18 protein-coding genes are annotated in these 14,900 nt (G+C 56.4%); 16 read left to right on the top strand and 2 right to left on the bottom strand.

Translation table 11 applies throughout. The features are described 5' to 3' along the window. Positions 1–114: 114 nt before the first annotated feature. Positions 115–360 (bottom strand): sulfurtransferase TusA, encoded by a 246-nt coding sequence (gene tusA / locus ABLV17_RS19300; protein WP_015703711.1) that lies wholly within the window; start codon positions 358–360, stop codon positions 115–117. Positions 361–567: 207 nt separating this feature from the next. Between tusA and ABLV17_RS19305 the strand changes: the two genes are divergently transcribed. After that, positions 568–1,233, top strand: coding sequence for a 7-cyano-7-deazaguanine/7-aminomethyl-7-deazaguanine transporter (locus ABLV17_RS19305; RefSeq protein WP_308957687.1), 666 nt, complete (start codon positions 568–570; stop codon positions 1,231–1,233). A gap of 73 nt (positions 1,234–1,306) precedes the next feature. After that, positions 1,307–1,864: a DcrB family lipoprotein gene (locus ABLV17_RS19310; RefSeq protein WP_045397026.1), complete on the top strand. Its 558-nt coding sequence runs from the start codon at positions 1,307–1,309 to the stop codon at positions 1,862–1,864. A gap of 2 nt (positions 1,865–1,866) precedes the next feature. On the opposite strand, the gene ABLV17_RS19315 is transcribed toward ABLV17_RS19310, so the two are convergent. Continuing rightward, positions 1,867–3,087: an MFS transporter gene (locus tag ABLV17_RS19315; RefSeq protein WP_308957686.1), complete on the bottom strand. Its 1,221-nt coding sequence runs from the start codon at positions 3,085–3,087 to the stop codon at positions 1,867–1,869. A gap of 381 nt (positions 3,088–3,468) precedes the next feature. Here ABLV17_RS19315 and ABLV17_RS19320 point away from each other — a divergent pair, with 381 nt between their 5' ends. From ABLV17_RS19320 to ABLV17_RS19385, 14 genes are all read left to right on the top strand, one after another. Then, complete coding sequence (locus ABLV17_RS19320) at positions 3,469–3,864, top strand: hypothetical protein (RefSeq protein ID WP_113373969.1); 396 nt, start codon at positions 3,469–3,471, stop codon at positions 3,862–3,864. Between the two features lie 62 nt (positions 3,865–3,926). Continuing rightward, complete coding sequence (locus ABLV17_RS19325) at positions 3,927–4,988, top strand: class I SAM-dependent methyltransferase (protein WP_348854551.1); 1,062 nt, start codon at positions 3,927–3,929, stop codon at positions 4,986–4,988. Between the two features lie 20 nt (positions 4,989–5,008). Beyond that, positions 5,009–5,731, top strand: a complete 723-nt coding sequence (locus ABLV17_RS19330) for a beta-ketoacyl synthase chain length factor (protein WP_113373970.1) — start codon at positions 5,009–5,011, stop codon at positions 5,729–5,731. Beyond that, a complete protein-coding gene (locus ABLV17_RS19335) occupies positions 5,728–6,543 on the top strand; it encodes a lysophospholipid acyltransferase family protein (RefSeq protein WP_213317322.1) in 816 nt (271 codons plus the stop codon). Before ABLV17_RS19330 ends, ABLV17_RS19335 begins: the two co-directional genes overlap by 4 nt. Next, a complete protein-coding gene (locus ABLV17_RS19340) occupies positions 6,524–6,781 on the top strand; it encodes a phosphopantetheine-binding protein (RefSeq protein ID WP_045397051.1) in 258 nt (85 codons plus the stop codon). The genes ABLV17_RS19335 and ABLV17_RS19340 overlap by 20 nt, the downstream gene beginning before the upstream one ends. A gap of 11 nt (positions 6,782–6,792) precedes the next feature. Further along, on the top strand, positions 6,793–7,044 hold the full coding sequence (locus tag ABLV17_RS19345; protein WP_047047899.1) for an acyl carrier protein: 252 nt from the start codon (positions 6,793–6,795) through the stop codon (positions 7,042–7,044). A gap of 6 nt (positions 7,045–7,050) precedes the next feature. After that, a complete protein-coding gene (locus ABLV17_RS19350) occupies positions 7,051–7,632 on the top strand; it encodes a hypothetical protein (RefSeq protein ID WP_087859032.1) in 582 nt (193 codons plus the stop codon). Further along, positions 7,629–8,978: an AMP-binding protein gene (locus ABLV17_RS19355; protein ID WP_087859031.1), complete on the top strand. Its 1,350-nt coding sequence runs from the start codon at positions 7,629–7,631 to the stop codon at positions 8,976–8,978. Before ABLV17_RS19350 ends, ABLV17_RS19355 begins: the two co-directional genes overlap by 4 nt. Beyond that, the gene (locus ABLV17_RS19360) at positions 8,965–9,318 is read left to right on the top strand and encodes a hydroxymyristoyl-ACP dehydratase (RefSeq protein ID WP_087859030.1); all 354 of its coding nucleotides are present in this window, start codon (positions 8,965–8,967) and stop codon (positions 9,316–9,318) included. Before ABLV17_RS19355 ends, ABLV17_RS19360 begins: the two co-directional genes overlap by 14 nt. Further along, positions 9,309–11,000, top strand: a complete 1,692-nt coding sequence (locus ABLV17_RS19365; RefSeq protein WP_308957685.1) for a glycosyltransferase — start codon at positions 9,309–9,311, stop codon at positions 10,998–11,000. The genes ABLV17_RS19360 and ABLV17_RS19365 overlap by 10 nt, the downstream gene beginning before the upstream one ends. 3 nt (positions 11,001–11,003) lie before the next feature. Then, positions 11,004–11,426 carry a thioesterase family protein gene (locus ABLV17_RS19370; RefSeq protein ID WP_113373974.1) on the top strand — a complete coding sequence of 141 codons (423 nt, stop codon included), beginning with the start codon at positions 11,004–11,006 and terminating at the stop codon, positions 11,424–11,426. Further along, a complete protein-coding gene (locus ABLV17_RS19375) occupies positions 11,423–12,028 on the top strand; it encodes an outer membrane lipoprotein carrier protein LolA (RefSeq protein ID WP_113373975.1) in 606 nt (201 codons plus the stop codon). Before ABLV17_RS19370 ends, ABLV17_RS19375 begins: the two co-directional genes overlap by 4 nt. After that, positions 11,997–14,318 carry an MMPL family transporter gene (locus tag ABLV17_RS19380; RefSeq protein WP_308957684.1) on the top strand — a complete coding sequence of 774 codons (2,322 nt, stop codon included), beginning with the start codon at positions 11,997–11,999 and terminating at the stop codon, positions 14,316–14,318. Before ABLV17_RS19375 ends, ABLV17_RS19380 begins: the two co-directional genes overlap by 32 nt. Continuing rightward, a complete protein-coding gene (locus ABLV17_RS19385; protein ID WP_087859025.1) occupies positions 14,315–14,899 on the top strand; it encodes a DUF3261 domain-containing protein in 585 nt (194 codons plus the stop codon). The genes ABLV17_RS19380 and ABLV17_RS19385 overlap by 4 nt, the downstream gene beginning before the upstream one ends. The last annotated feature ends 1 nt before the right edge of the window (position 14,900 follow it).

Below are 14,900 nucleotides of genomic sequence, written 5' to 3' on the forward strand. Positions count from 1 at the left end.
TACGGTTCTGAGCGTTAGGTAGCCCGGATAAGGCGCAACGCGCCGCCATCCGGGGATATTCCCTGCTCGCGCTGCGCTTAGCAGGGCTACGGTTCCAGACCATCCGGGATGGGTTCAGTGGCTTTTGCGGATTAAATAGCGGTACGGCAGGGCTTCGGTCTCCTGCGCCACCAGTTCATGCTCCATAAAGAGGCAAAAACCGGGGATATCGCGGGTCGTCGCCGGGTCGTCGGCAATGATCAGCAGGGTCTCGCCCACCGGCATGGTACGCACGGTTTTACGCACCATCATCACCGGCTCCGGGCAGCGGAGCCCAAGGGCGTCCAGCGTATGGTCAGGACTGGAGAAAAGTTCGCTCATTTTTATCTCACTTCAACAAAACGGCCCTAGTTTACCCCCACTTCGCCAGTACGCAAGCCAGGTTAACGTTTGCACGAAAAACAACCATTGCATTACGCTCTCAACGCAGTATCATGCAGCCGTTTTTAATTGGGTTCCCTCACCCCAACGTTCCGCTCCCGATTCCTTCATTGATATGAAGCATGACGGGCATAAAAAGGTCACAATATGAATCTCTTTACTACCGTACAGCGTAAGAAAGCGCTCGTCTGGCTTTCGCTATTTCATCTGCTGGTGATCACCTCCAGCAACTATCTGGTCCAGCTGCCGATCTCCATTTTTGGTTTCCATACCACCTGGGGCGCGTTCAGTTTTCCCTTTATTTTTCTCGCCACCGATCTGACGGTGCGCATTTTTGGCGCCCCGCTGGCGCGACGCATCATCTTCGCGGTGATGATCCCGGCGCTGATTATTTCCTATGGCATTTCGGCGCTGTTTTATATGGGCGAGTGGCAGGGCTTTGCCGCGCTGGGCACCTTTAATCTGTTCGTCGCCCGTATCGCCGCCGCCAGCTTTATGGCCTATGCGCTGGGGCAAATTCTCGACGTCCACGTCTTCAACCGCCTGCGTCAGAATCGTCGCTGGTGGCTGGCGCCGACGGCGTCGACCCTGTTCGGTAACGTCAGCGATACCCTGGCCTTCTTCTTCATCGCCTTCTGGCGCAGCCCGGATCCGTTTATGGCCGCCCACTGGGGGGAAATCGCCACCGTCGACTACTGCTTCAAAGTACTTATCAGCATCGTCTTCTTCTTGCCGATGTACGGCGTGCTGTTGAATATGCTGTTGAAAAGACTGGCGGATAAATCTGATTTGTCGGCATTGCAGCCAGGTTAAAGGTACTCGCTAACGGTTGTGATAAGATAACCGGATGAGCCGTTAATGGCCGTTTATCGAAAGGAAGATGTCAATGCGCAATTTGGTTAAATATGTCGGTATTGGCCTGCTGGTTATGGGGCTTGCGGCCTGTGATAACAGCGATTCAAAAGCGCCGACCGTCGGGGCAGCAGCAGAGAGCAACACCAGCGGCCAGGCGATTAGCCTGCTGGATGGTAAACTGAGCTTCACTCTGCCGGCAGGTATGGCCGACCAGAGCGGTAAGCTCGGCACCCAGGCCAACAATATGCACGTCTATTCCGACGCCACCGGCCAGAAAGCGGTGATTGTGATCGTCGGCGACAGCACTAATGAAGATCTGGCGGTGCTGTCCAAACGTCTGGAAGATCAGCAGCGCAGCCGCGACCCGCAGCTGCAGGTCGTGTCTAACAAATCGATTGAGATCAAAGGCCACACCTTACAGCAACTGGACAGCATTATTTCCGCCAAAGGGCAGACCGCATGGTCCTCCGTGCTGCTCGGTAAAGTCGATGACAAACTGCTGACCCTGCAGGTCACTCTGCCAGCGGACAACCAGCAGCAGGCGCAGACCGAAGCGGAAAGCATCGTCAACACGCTGGTCATTAACTAATTTTATTGCCCTGATGCAGCGGCCTCCGGTTCAACCACCGGGGGCCGTTTTTTTAACCGCCAGCCCAGCAGTAGCGCCGCCATCACCAGCCCTGCCGCCGCCAAATAAATCGTTGGTATCCCGGTCCACGCCATCAAAAGACCGGCCAACGGCCCGGTCACTCCCAACGACAAATCCATAAATACGGTATAGGTCGCCAGCGCCGAGCCCTGATTGTGCTGCGGTACTGCTTTTACTGCGACTACGCCGAGCGCAGGGAAAACCAGCGAGAACCCCGCGCCGGTGAGGAAAGTCCCGACTTTCGCCATCAGCGGCGTTTGTGCAAAGCCCACCAGCAGCAGGCCAATAACCTCCACGCTAAAACAGAGCATCGCCACGTTCAGGCCGCCGAGGCGGTTAATACCGTTGGGAAAAAGCAGCCGCGTGCCGACAAACGCGCAGCTGAACAGCGTTAACGCAAAGGCCGCGCCGTCCCAGCCTTTTGCGTCATAAAACAGAGTTATAAAGGTCGCGATCACCCCGAAGCCGGCAGAAGCCAACGCCAGCGCCATGCCGTAAGGCCAAACCCGGCCGAGCACCGCGCGAAATGACATCGCTTTACCTTTCGTCGCTTTCACCGCCGTTCGCGGTAGCGCGCAGAGGATAGCCACCAAAGCGACCGCCATAATGACCATCGCCAGGCCGCCGAGGCCAATATATGAATAGCACAGCACGCCCAGCGGCGCGCCCATCGCCATCGCGCCGTAGGTCACAATGCCGTTCCACGAAATCACCCGCCCGATATGCAGCGAGCCGACAACGCCTACACCCCATAGCGTCGAGCCCGTGCCGGCGAAGCTCTGGCCAATGCCGAGGATCGCTCGTCCCAGACATAACAGCAGCAGACTCAGCAACGGCCAGCCGCTACTCCAGGCCGCCAGCAGATAGCTCAAACCACTCAGGAAACAGCCGCAAAGGCCGAAAACGACAATCTTTTTCGGTCCAAGCAGATCGGCGTAGCGCCCGGCGTGCGGTCGGCTCAACAGCGTGGCGAAATACTGCAGACTAATCACCAGCCCGGCCCAGAAGGCGCTAAACCCCATCACATCGTGAACGTAGCCTGGCAGAACCGCCAACGGCAGGCCGATAGTGAGATAGCTGGCAAAGTTAAAAATTACGACGGAGACAATCCGCAGATTGAGGCGCAGTCCACTGAGCGCCGGTTCGGCGACGGGTTCAGGCATTAGGTTCCACCAAATTGATACGACACGCTTCACTATTACCACGACGTGTACAGAAAAGCAGCCCTTAGCCGCAATATTACCCTGGCAATAAATCAACGGCGATTGGCGATTTAAAATGCGTAAAATTAAGACATAACTTACCGATTATATTCATTGATTAAGCGGAGTTAATTTACTTATACTTCACCCCGCAGCGTACCTGCGCCGTCGCTTTATCCAAAAATCAGCATTCCTATAACATTAGGATATTTATTTGTCACATTTTTAAAGTAAAACAAATTAAATAAACAACCTGAATAAAAACACGACATCACGACGATATTATTATTTTTGACATTGACCTAAGTATTTTCTCAACAAATATATCGATAGGGAGTATTCATGAAAAAGGTTATTCATTGGATTGTTGCCGCCACGGTTGTCGGCGCGCTGGCGGGTTGCGCGCGCACTGCGCCGATTGAACAGGTCCAGACTACGGTTAGCGCGGGCCATACCGAAGCTCAGGTCAAGAATGCTATTCTCCAGGCGGGTATTCAACGTGAATGGATTATGTCCGATGCAGGTCCTGGCGTTATCAAAGGGCATTTGCAAAACCGAGCCCACTCCGCGGATATTAAAATTAACTACTCAGCAACAAGCTATTCTATTAATTACGTGAGCAGCCTTAATCTAATGGCTTCCGGCGGAAAGATTCATAGAAACTATAATCGCTGGGTGCACAATCTCGATAAAGATATTCAGGTTACCCTCGCCGCTAATACGGCATTGCAGAAGTAACTCCTCAACGGGCCAGTATTGGCCCGTTCCCCTCTCATTGATTGAAAAAGGTTGTGCCGAACGTGTACCAACAGGACTCTCTTAGCGCACTGGATGCTATCACGGAAGCGCAACGCATCGCTTTCGCCCCTATGCTCTTTCAAACCGCGTTATGTCTGCGTAACTCAGGCATCCTGGATTATCTCGATCGGCAAGGTAAACGCGGCGCAACCCTTGAAGCAATTAGCGAAAATTGTGAGGGAAATGAATATGCTGTAGGCGTTTTGCTGGATATGGGATTAAGCGGGCGTATTGTTACCTATAAAGAAGAACGCTATTACCTCGCTAAAGTGGGACATTTCTTACTCCATGATACGATGACCCGTGTAAATATGGATTTTACTCAGGACGTTTGTTATCAGGGATTATTCTTTCTGGAAAATGCGTTACAGGAAGGTAAACCATCTGGTTTAAAAGTTTTTGGTGAGTGGCCAACGATTTACCCGGCATTATCGCAACTTCCGCAAGCGGCGCGTAAAAGCTGGTTTGCTTTCGATCATCACTATTCCGACGGTGCCTTTAGCGCCGCGCTGCCACATGTATTCGCCAGCCGACCCGCAACCCTGTACGATGTCGGCGGAAATACCGGTAAGTGGGCGCTACGCTGCTGCCAGTATGATGAAAATATCGCGATTACGTTATTAGATTTGCCACAACAAATTGCGCTGGCCCGCGAAAATATAGAAAATGCGGGCCTTACCCACCGCATTGACTGTCATGCTGTGGATATGCTGAGTGACGCCCCCTTACCAGGAGAGGCGGATATCTGGTGGATGAGCCAGTTCCTTGACTGCTTTTCCCCGGAACAAATTATCACGCTACTCAGTAACGTCGCGCAGGTCATGAAACCCGGCGCGCGCCTGTGTATTCTGGAGCTGTTCTGGGATGCGCAAAAGTTTGAAGCAGCATCATTTAGTCTGAATGCGTCTTCGCTCTACTTTACCTGTATGGCCAACGGCAACAGTCGTTTCTACAGCGTAGAGAAGTTTTATCGCTATCTGGAAATGGCGGGTTTCCGGGTAGAACAACGTCACGATAATTTGGGCGTTGGACATACCTTGTTGATATGTCAGAAAAATAATTGATTTTTCGCGGACGCGTGTAGATGACATTTTCATTTAACATAGTTGATTGGCAGGCCTTCGCGCCTGGAGTCAGTGGCACCGAGCAGTGGCAACGGTGGTCACAGCATTTGCACGCCATCGATCCAGCCGCAGCGCCGGCCAAACTTAGCGAATTACCGATGATGACCGCCCGCCGACTTAGCTCCGGCAGCAGGCTAGCCGTGGAGTGTGGGCTGGCGATGCTGCGCCGCCATGCGATCGATGCTGTGCTCTATACCAGCCGTCACGGTGAACTAGAGCGTAACTATCGGATCCTCCACGCCCTGGCGATGGAGCAGGCGGTCTCGCCTACCGATTTCGCCTTGTCGGTACATAATTCCGCCGTCGGTAATTTGACGATTGCGGCGAAAAAACCCATTGCGTCGTCATCCCTTTCTGCCGGTCGCGATACTTTCCAGCAGGGTTTATATGAAGCGATGGCTCTACTACAGGCGGGCTATCAGCGCATCTTGATGGTTGATTTCGATGGTTTTCTGCCGGAGTTTTATCACTCGCAGCTACCACCAACGATGCCAACCTGGCCCTACTCGGTGGCGTGGGTCATTGAAGCGGGAAGCGAATGGCAGTGTAAAGCACAACGCCATGATGCAGTCGAAGAGATTGCGCTGCCGCAAAGCCTGTTGTTTTTACAGTATTATTTGCAAAATGCGCGCGCATTCACGCTGCCAGGAGAACGCGTGCAGTGGCAATGGAGCCGTTCATGAACGCGCTTCTGTGTCGGCTCAATCGGCTCTGGCGCGCGGCAATGACCGGTGTTTGTTTCGCGCTGTTTGGCCTTGGCGGGCTGCTGCTCTCTGTCGTCTGGTTCAATCTATTGCTGGTCCTGGTGCGCGATAAGGCCCGACGCCGCCGTATAGCACGGCGCAGTATTTCGCTCAGTTTCCGCTGTTTTCTCGGCGTGGTAAAAGGCGTCGGCGTACTCGATTACCAGATCAAAGGACGCGATATTTTACATCAGGAGCGCGGTTGCCTGGTGGTCGCTAATCATCCCAGCCTTATCGACTACGTGATGCTGGCCTCGGTGATGCCGGAGACCGACTGTCTGGTGAAAAGCGCGTTGCTGAAAAACCCATTTGTCAGCGGCGTGATCCGCGCGGCAGATTATTTAATTAACGATCGGGCCGATGCCCTGCTCCCGGCCAGCCGGCAGCGCTTACAGCAGGGCGATACTATTTTGATTTTCCCGGAAGGAACCCGAACGGTGCCGGGGGAAAAAATGCAGCTGCAGCGCGGCGCGGCCAATATCGCCGTGCGCTGCGGCAGCGACTTGCGCGTCGTCATCATCCGTTGTACCGAGCATATGCTGGGTAAACAGAGCAAGTGGTACGACGCGCCGCGAACGAAGCCGTTATTTACCGTCGAAGTCGGAGAACGGCTGCGGATAGACCAGTTTTACGAGGCAAATAAACAAGAACCGGCGCTGGCCGCACGGCAGTTAAACCGGCATATTTTGCTTAAATTAGAATCAGGCACTACACCTGAAACAGGAATTAATGATGCAAGCGCTTTATCTTGAAATTAAGAATCTGATAATCAGTACATTGAACCTGGACGAGTTGTCCGCAGATGATATCGACACCGACGCCGCGCTGTTTGGCGATGGCCTGGGTCTGGACTCCATCGATGCGCTGGAGCTGGGGCTGGCGGTGAAAAATCAGTATGGCGTGGTGCTGTCGGCTGAAAGCGAAGAGATGCGCCAGCACTTCTTCTCCGTCGCCACGCTGGCATCATTTATTCAAGCGCAGCGTGCCTGAGGAGAACCGTCATGACCGAACAACAAGCCATTTACGAAGAAGTCTCCTCGCTGCTGGTGAAGGTATTTGAAATCGATCCGCAGGATATTAAACCTGAGGCCCGCCTGTACGAAGATCTCGAACTGGACAGCATCGACGCCATCGACATGATCGTCCATCTGCAAAAGAAAATCGGTAAGAAAATCAAGCCAGAAGAGTTTAAAACCGTACGCACCGTGCAGGATGTCGTCGATGCGGTAGAACACTTACTGAAAGAAGCGTAATTCACCGTGTCGGGCATCCGCTCGCTGCCGGTCGTTCCGTTAATGACAGGGGTAATGCTGCTGGCCTGGCCGTTTTTAGTCTGGTTTGGCCTGGCGCATAACAGTCTGCAATGGTTACTACCGTTAATGGCGCTACTGCTGTTTTTACGCTTTCGCCAGACCCGGCGACAGGCGGGGCCGCTGAACGTGGTCACTCAGGTCGTAGCGGCAACCGGCATGACGCTGTGCATTGCCAGCTATCTGCTAAAAACCCATCAGTTGCTGCTGTTTTATCCGGTGGTAGTGAACACTGTGATGCTGGCAGTGTTTGGCGGCTCGTTGTGGTCAAGCATGCCGATAGTCGAGCGCCTGGCGCGGCTGCGGGAACCGGCTCTTCCTGAACGTGCGGTGCGTTACACCCGCCGGGTTACCCAAATCTGGTGCGCCTTTTTCGTTGGCAACGGCGGTATTGCGCTATTTACCGCGCTGCATGGCGACATGTCGCTGTGGACGGCCTGGAACGGCATGATTTCCTATCTGCTAATAGGGATGTTGATGGCCGGCGAGTGGCTGGTGCGTCAGCGGGTGATTAAACGAGATAAACCATGATGCAGCCCCTCACGCTGGCCCAGTGGCTCAGCGCCCCGCGCCCGCCGCAAACTCTGATTGCGTGGCAGGAAGAGCGCCGCTGGACGCTGGCGCATCTGCGCTACGATGTCGCTCATTTGCTTTCCTGCTTGCAACAGCAGCCAGGCGAGCGCTGGGCGCTCTGTTTTGACAACAGCTACCTGTTTATGGTTGCGCTGTTGGCCACGCTGCATGCGGGGAAAACGCCTGTGCTCCCTGGCCATAGCCGAGCGTCGCTATTAAACGAACAGCGGGCGCTTTTCGACGGCATATTGAGCGATAAGGCGCTGGCGTGGCGCGGGCCGGTACAGGTTGTGCATTCCGCCATGACGACCGCCCCCCACGAATACGCCTTCCCGGCGATCGGCGATAATGCCGGCATTGAGCTGTTCACTTCCGGCTCGACCGGCGAACCGAAGCGGATTATTAAACCCGTTAATAGTCTCGACCGCGAAGCGGCGCTATTAGCCGCGCACTATGCCGGACGCCTGGCAGATATCAGAGTAGTGGCATCGGTCGCGCCACAGCATTTATATGGCCTGACGTTCCGCCTGTTTTTGCCAATGGCGCTGGGTTTGCCGCTGCACGCGGCGATGATTGAGTACGCCGAGCAGTTGGCGGCATTAAGCCATGATCATCATTATTTGTTTATCAGCAGTCCGGCTTTCCTCAAACGTCTCGATCGCCAGTTGCCCCCACCACCGGTCACGATGATTTTGTCCGCCGGCGGCAAGCTGCTCTGGCAGGATGCGATGCAAACCGCCAGCTGGCTTGCAGTCTGGCCGGATGAAATCTACGGCAGCACGGAAAGCGGGGTTATCGCCTGCCGTCAGCGCCTGCAGGATGACACGCCATGGCAGCCGTTCACCGGCATCCGTTTTCAGCCGCATGGCGACACATTCCGTCTTTTTTCGCCGCTAATCGCCGACGATAACGGCCTGGTTGTCGATGACATTCTGCAATTCAATGAAAGTGGTCAATTCCAGCTGGCAGGTCGTCGCGACCGGGTGGTTAAAATTGAAGAGAAGCGCATTTCACTAAGCGAAGTGGAACACCGATTACTGGAGCTGGATGGCATTCTTGAGGCCGCCGTCGTGCCGATTACCCGCGGCAGCCGCCAGAGCGTTGGCGCGTTGTTAGTGCTGGACGACGATACCCGCCGCCGCTGGGGGAAAAGCCAGGAATTACAGTGGCGGAAAGCGCTGCGCGCCTTGCTGGAGCCTGTGGCTATCCCTCGTTACTGGCGGGTGATTGACGAGCTCCCCGTTAACAGCATGAACAAGCGTGTCTACGCGCAATTACAGGAGTTATTTCGTGAAGCCCCATGAAATTGAGCGCCGTCAGCCGCAAGCCGATCGGGTTGAAATCGTGCTATATCTCGATCCGGCGCTATTCTGGTTTCGCGGCCATTTTGCCGTGCAGCCGCTACTACCCGGCGTCGCGCAGATGGACTGGGCGATGCATTACGCCACCACGCTGCTGGCCCCCGGCTGGCGTTTTCACAGCGTTCAGAACGTGAAGTTTCAGTCGCCGCTATTGCCGGACACAACCGTTACGCTCGCCCTCAACTGGCAGGAAGCGCGCCAGACTCTTACGTTTAGCTATCTGCGCCACGACGGCGAAGCGCGACACACCGCCAGCAGCGGGAAAATTCGCTTATGCCGTTAGATTTCTCTCCCTGCGTGCTGATCCCCTGCTATAACCACGGCGCAATGATGCCGCGAGTGCTGGCGCGCCTGCAGCCCTTTGGCCTGCCTTGCATCGTGGTGGACGACGGCAGCGATACCAGCACGCGGCAGCAGTTGGATCGGCTGGCGGCGGAAACTGCCAATCTGACCCTAATCCGCTTACCTCGGAACGCAGGCAAAGGCGCTGCGGTGATCCATGGACTACAGGCCGCTGCGGAAGCTGGGTTCAGCCACGCGGTGCAGGTCGATGCCGATGGTCAGCACGCCATCGAAGATATTCCGCAACTGTTGGCGCTGGCGCAGGCCCATCCCGAAGCGTTAATTTCCGGGCAGCCGATTTACGACGACTCCATCCCGCGTTCGCGCCTGTACGGGCGCTGGATAACCCACATCTGGGTATGGATTGAAACGCTATCACTGCAGTTGAAAGACAGCATGTGCGGCTTTCGCGTCTATCCGGTGATGCCAACGCTGCGGCTGGCGCAGCGCGTGACGCTCGGCCAGCGCATGGATTTCGATACCGAAGTGATGGTGCGCCTCTACTGGCAGGGGAACACCAGCTACTTTATTCCGACCTGCGTGACCTATCCACCGGACGGTTTGTCGCATTTTGATGCCTTCAAAGATAACTGCCGCATCTCGCTGATGCACACGCGTCTGTTCCTCGGCATGCTGCCGCGGATCCCCTCCCTGCTGTTTCGCCGCGCCTCGCCGCACTGGGCGCGCCAGCAGGAGGTAAAAGGATTATGGGGAATGCGCCTGATGCTGCTGGTGTGGCGACTGCTGGGGCGCAAGGCATTCTCGTTGCTGCTTTATCCGGTAGTCGGTGTGTACTGGCTGACGGCCGCGACGGCGCGCCGCGCGTCGCAACAATGGATAACCCGCGCGCGCGAACAGCTCTCCGCGCGCCAGATGCCGTTACCGCCAACTCTGACCAGCTACCGGCATTTCCTGCGCTTTGGCGAGGCGATGCTGGATAAAATCGCCAGCTGGCGCGGCGAGTTACAGTTTGGTCGCGACGTGGTCTTTGCCGCAGGCGCCGAGGAGACGCTAAATATTAGCGACCCGCGAGGAAAACTACTGCTGGCCTCGCATCTCGGCGATGTCGAAGCCTGCCGCGCGCTGGCGCAACTGCAGGGCAGCAAAACCATCAACGCCCTGGTGTTCAGCGAAAACGCGCAACGTTTTAAACAAATTATGGCGGAGATGGCGCCTCAGGCCGGGCTGAACCTGATGCCGGTGACCGATATCGGCCCGGAAACCGCCATGCTGCTGCAAGAAAAGCTGGATCGCGGCGAATGGATCGCTATTGTCGGCGACCGTATTGCGGTTAACCCGCAGCGCGGCGGTGAATGGCGCGTCTGCTGGAGCCGTTTTATGGGGCAAGCCGCCCCCTTTCCACAAGGGCCGTTTATCCTGGCAGCCATTTTGCGCTGCCCGGTTAATTTGATTTTCGCCCTACGCCAACAGAGCAAACTACGCATTTACTGCGAACCGTTCGCCGATCCGCTGCTGCTGCCGCGCGCCGAACGCCAGCAGGCATTGCAACACATCATCGACCGCTACGCCGAACGGCTGGAACACTACGCGCTGCAGTCGCCGCTCGACTGGTTCAACTTTTTCGATTTCTGGCATCTGCCGGATCCCAAAGACAAGGAGTAAAGGGTGCTTAACGATCCCCGTTTTACTGCTGAAGTAGAGCTGACAATTCCGTTTCATGACATCGATATGATGGGTGTCGTGTGGCATGGCAACTATTTCCGCTACTTCGAAATTGCCCGTGAGGCGCTGCTTAACCAGTTCAACTACGGCTACCGGCAGATGAAAGATTCTGGTTATTTGTGGCCGGTGGTCGATACCCGCGTGAAATACCGCGACGTTATCACCTTCGAGCAGCGCATTCGCGTCCGCGCGCGGATAGAAGAGTTTGAGAACCGTCTACGCATTGGCTACGAAATTTTTGATGCCGATAGCGGCAAACGTACCACCACCGGCTACACCATCCAGGTCGCGGTGGACGAAAATAGCCGCGAGATGTGTTTCGTCAGCCCGAATATCCTGTTTGAACGCATGGGGGTCACGCCATGAGATTACTGCTGCTGTTAGGGCTGTTTATCAGCCCGTTGGTCAGCGCCCTGACGCTTGATACCCTGCAACAACGTTTTACCGAACAGCCGGTGGTGCGCGCCCACTTCGATCAAGTTCGCACGATTAAGGATCTGCCGCAGCCGCTGCGATCCCAGGGACAGATGTTGATCGCCCGTGATAAGGGTTTACTGTGGGATCAAACCTCGCCGTTCCCAATGCAGCTGTTGCTGGATGACAAACGGATGGTGCAGGCAATTAACGATCAGCCGCCGCAGACCATCACCGCTGAAAACAACCCGCAGATGTTCCAGTTCAACCATTTGCTACGCGCGCTGTTCCAGGCTGATCGTAAAGTCCTGGAAGAGAACTTCCGCGTAGAATTTGCCGATAAAGGCGAAGGCCAGTGGACGCTGCGCCTGACGCCCATCACTACGCCGCTGGATAAGATTTTTGCCCGCATCGATTTGGCCGGAAAAACCTATCTGGAGCATATTCAGCTCAACGACAAACAAGGCGATCGCACCGATATTACGCTTTCCCAACATCAACTGACGCCAGCGCAACTGACCGATGACGAACGCCAACGCTTTGCCGCCCAGTAAACGCCCTGCGCTGTTATGGGCTATCGTCTGCCTGATCCTGGCGGGCGCGCTGCTGGCGCTGCTGCCGCAGGCCCGGCTTAACAGCAGCGTACTGGCTATGCTGCCGAAGCAGACGCTTGGCGCAATCCCGCCTGGCCTGAACGACGGTTTTATGCAGCGTCTTGACCGCCAACTGGTGTGGCTGGTCAGCCCCGGTAAACAGGCCGATCCGCAGGTGGCCCGCGACTGGCTGCGGCTGCTGCAAACATCGAAAGCGCTGGCCGAGGTAAAAGGCCCAATGGATGCTGAGAGCCAGCAGGCCTGGGGCGCGTTTTTCTGGCAACATCGTAACGGTTTAATTGACCCCGCTACCCGCGCGCGCCTGCAAAACGGCGGCGAAGCGCAGGCGCAATGGATCCTCTCGCAGCTCTATTCGGCATTTTCCGGCGTCAGCGGCAAAGAACTGCAAAACGATCCGCTGATGCTGATGCGCGGCTCGCAGCTGGCGATGGCGAAAGGCGGCCAGCGGATGCAGCTGCAGGATGGCTGGCTGGTGACCAAAGACGCCCAGGGCAACCTCTGGTATCTGTTGCATGGCGAACTGGCGGGTTCCTCATTCGATATGCAGCAGACGCACCGGCTGGTCACTACGCTCGGCGAGCTGGAGAAGCAGTGGAAAACGCAGCATCCGCAGGCGCAGCTATTGTCACGCGGCACCGTGTTCTACAGCGATTACGCCAGCCAGCAGGCCAAACAGGATATCTCCACCCTTGGGGTAGCCACCCTGCTTGGCGTGATCCTACTGATTGTGGCGGTATTCCGCTCCCTGCGCCCACTGCTACTGTGCCTGCTCTCCATTGCGATCGGCGCGCTGGCGGGCACCGTCGTCACGCTGCTGCTATTTGGCGAACTGCATCTGATGACTCTGGTGATGAGCATGAGCATCATCGGCATCTCCGCCGACTATACGCTCTATTATCTGACCGAACGGATGGTGCATGGCGCGGAATTAACCCCGTGGCAAAGCCTCGCCAAAGTGCGTCATGCGCTGCTGCTGGCGCTGCTCACCACCGTGGCGGCTTATCTGATTATGATGCTGGCTCCCTTTCCAGCGATTCGCCAGATGGCGCTATTCGCGGCGGTCGGCCTGAGCGCCTCATGCCTGACGGTAATTTTCTGGCATCCATGGCTATGCCGGGGGCTCCCTGTACGCCCGGTGCCGGCGATGGTGTTGCTGTTGCGCTGGCTCGCCGCCTGGCGGCGCAATAAAAAGCTGTCCATCGGCCTTCCCGTTGCGCTGGCGCTGTTGTCGCTGGCGGGGCTCGCGACGCTGCGGGTGGATGATGATATTTCGCAGCTCCAGGCGCTGCCGCAGGATATCCTGGCTCAGGAAAAAGCGATTACTGCGCTCACCGGACAAAGCGTCGACCAGAAGTGGTTTGTGGTTTACGGCGAATCCGCCCAGCAAACGCTGGAGCGCCTGGAAGCATTTATACCCGCGCTGACGCAGGCGCAAACCGACGGCCTGCTCGGCGGATATCGCGCTATTCCGCTGAATTCACTCAAACGCCAGCAGCAGGATTTAACGTTACTGAAAAATGCAGCGCCTGCGGTAGCAAAAGCGTTACAAAACGCCGGAATGCCAGCAGTAAATCCCGAGCTCAGCGCCATGCCGGTAACGGTCGATGACTGGCTTGCCAGCCCGGCCAGCGAAGGCTGGCGGCTGCTGTGGCTAACGCTGCCGGATGGCGAAAGCGGCGTGCTGGTACCGGTTGAAGGCGTGAGAAACAGCGCAGAGGTGGGCATGCTGAGCGAGCTGTTTCCTGGTGGTATAGCATGGGTAGATCGTAAAAGTAGCCTCGATGATCTGTTCGCGCTCTATCGCCACATTCTAACCGGGCTGCTGGGCGTTGCGCTGGCGGTGATTGCCTGTGGCGCCGTTATCCGCCTTGGCTGGCGCAAAGGGCTAATAAGCCTGGTGCCGTCCGTATTGTCGCTGGGCTGCGGGCTGGCGGCGCTGGCGCTTAGCGGCCACCCGGTTAACCTGTTCTCCTTGCTGGCGCTGGTGCTGGTACTGGGCATCGGCATTAACTACACGCTGTTTTTCAGCAACCCGCGCGGCACGCCGCTGACATCGCTGCTGGCGGTCACGCTGGCAATGATGACCACCTTATTGACGCTTGGCATGCTGGTCTTTAGCGCCACTCAGGCCATTAGTAGTTTTGGTATTGTTCTGGTAAGCGGCATTTTCACCGCCTTCCTGCTTTCGCCGCTGGCGATGCCGACCAAAAAAGAGAAAAAAAGACGATGATAAGACCATCATTCTGGCGCGCCTTCGCGCTACTCGCCGCCTTATTACTGGCCGGCTGCAGCCATTCGCAGCCGGAGCCGAAAGGCCGTCCGCAGGCGTGGCTGGAACCGGGTACGCGCGTCACGTTGCCGCCGCCTGGCATCTCGCCGGCCATAGACTCGCAGCAGTTACTCACCGGCAGCTTCAACGGCCAAACCCAGTCGCTGCTGGTCATGCTTAATGCCGATGATAAAAAGCTCACGCTGGCGGGCCTGTCGTCCGTCGGTATCCGTCTGTTCCTGGTGACCTATGATGAAAGAGGGCTGCGCGCGGAACAGTCGATGGTGGTTCCGCAACTGCCGCCAGCCAGCCAGGTACTGGCCGACGTGATGCTCAGCCACTGGCCGGTTAGCGCATGGCTGCCGCAGTTGCCAAAAGGGTGGACGTTGACCGACCGCGGCGACAAACGCGAACTGCGTAACGCGCGCGGGAAGCTGGTCACGGAAATCACCTATATCAACCGCAAAGGCAAGCGCGTGCCGATAAGCATCGAACAGCACGTCTTTAAATACCACATCACCATTCAATACCTGGGTGACTGAG

This window comes from Klebsiella sp. CN_Kp091 (genome assembly GCF_040065095.1).
In the GTDB taxonomy this organism is placed as follows: Bacteria; Pseudomonadota; Gammaproteobacteria; order Enterobacterales; family Enterobacteriaceae; genus Klebsiella; species Klebsiella aerogenes.

What these genes read in the sequence shown, in the direction of transcription:
- tusA (WP_015703711.1), bottom strand. Translation starts at nt 360, where the DNA reads ATGAGCGAACTTTTCTCCAGTCCTGACCATACGCTGGACGCCCTTGGG.
- ABLV17_RS19305 (WP_308957687.1), top strand. Translation starts at nt 568, where the DNA reads ATGAATCTCTTTACTACCGTACAGCGTAAGAAAGCGCTCGTCTGGCTT.
- ABLV17_RS19310 (WP_045397026.1), top strand. Translation starts at nt 1,307, where the DNA reads ATGCGCAATTTGGTTAAATATGTCGGTATTGGCCTGCTGGTTATGGGG.
- ABLV17_RS19315 (WP_308957686.1), bottom strand. Translation starts at nt 3,087, where the DNA reads ATGCCTGAACCCGTCGCCGAACCGGCGCTCAGTGGACTGCGCCTCAAT.
- ABLV17_RS19320 (WP_113373969.1), top strand. Translation starts at nt 3,469, where the DNA reads ATGAAAAAGGTTATTCATTGGATTGTTGCCGCCACGGTTGTCGGCGCG.
- ABLV17_RS19330 (WP_113373970.1), top strand. Translation starts at nt 5,009, where the DNA reads ATGACATTTTCATTTAACATAGTTGATTGGCAGGCCTTCGCGCCTGGA.
- ABLV17_RS19335 (WP_213317322.1), top strand. Translation starts at nt 5,728, where the DNA reads ATGAACGCGCTTCTGTGTCGGCTCAATCGGCTCTGGCGCGCGGCAATG.
- ABLV17_RS19340 (WP_045397051.1), top strand. Translation starts at nt 6,524, where the DNA reads ATGCAAGCGCTTTATCTTGAAATTAAGAATCTGATAATCAGTACATTG.
- ABLV17_RS19345 (WP_047047899.1), top strand. Translation starts at nt 6,793, where the DNA reads ATGACCGAACAACAAGCCATTTACGAAGAAGTCTCCTCGCTGCTGGTG.
- ABLV17_RS19355 (WP_087859031.1), top strand. Translation starts at nt 7,629, where the DNA reads ATGATGCAGCCCCTCACGCTGGCCCAGTGGCTCAGCGCCCCGCGCCCG.
- ABLV17_RS19365 (WP_308957685.1), top strand. Translation starts at nt 9,309, where the DNA reads ATGCCGTTAGATTTCTCTCCCTGCGTGCTGATCCCCTGCTATAACCAC.
- ABLV17_RS19375 (WP_113373975.1), top strand. Translation starts at nt 11,423, where the DNA reads ATGAGATTACTGCTGCTGTTAGGGCTGTTTATCAGCCCGTTGGTCAGC.
- ABLV17_RS19380 (WP_308957684.1), top strand. Translation starts at nt 11,997, where the DNA reads ATGACGAACGCCAACGCTTTGCCGCCCAGTAAACGCCCTGCGCTGTTA.
- ABLV17_RS19385 (WP_087859025.1), top strand. Translation starts at nt 14,315, where the DNA reads ATGATAAGACCATCATTCTGGCGCGCCTTCGCGCTACTCGCCGCCTTA.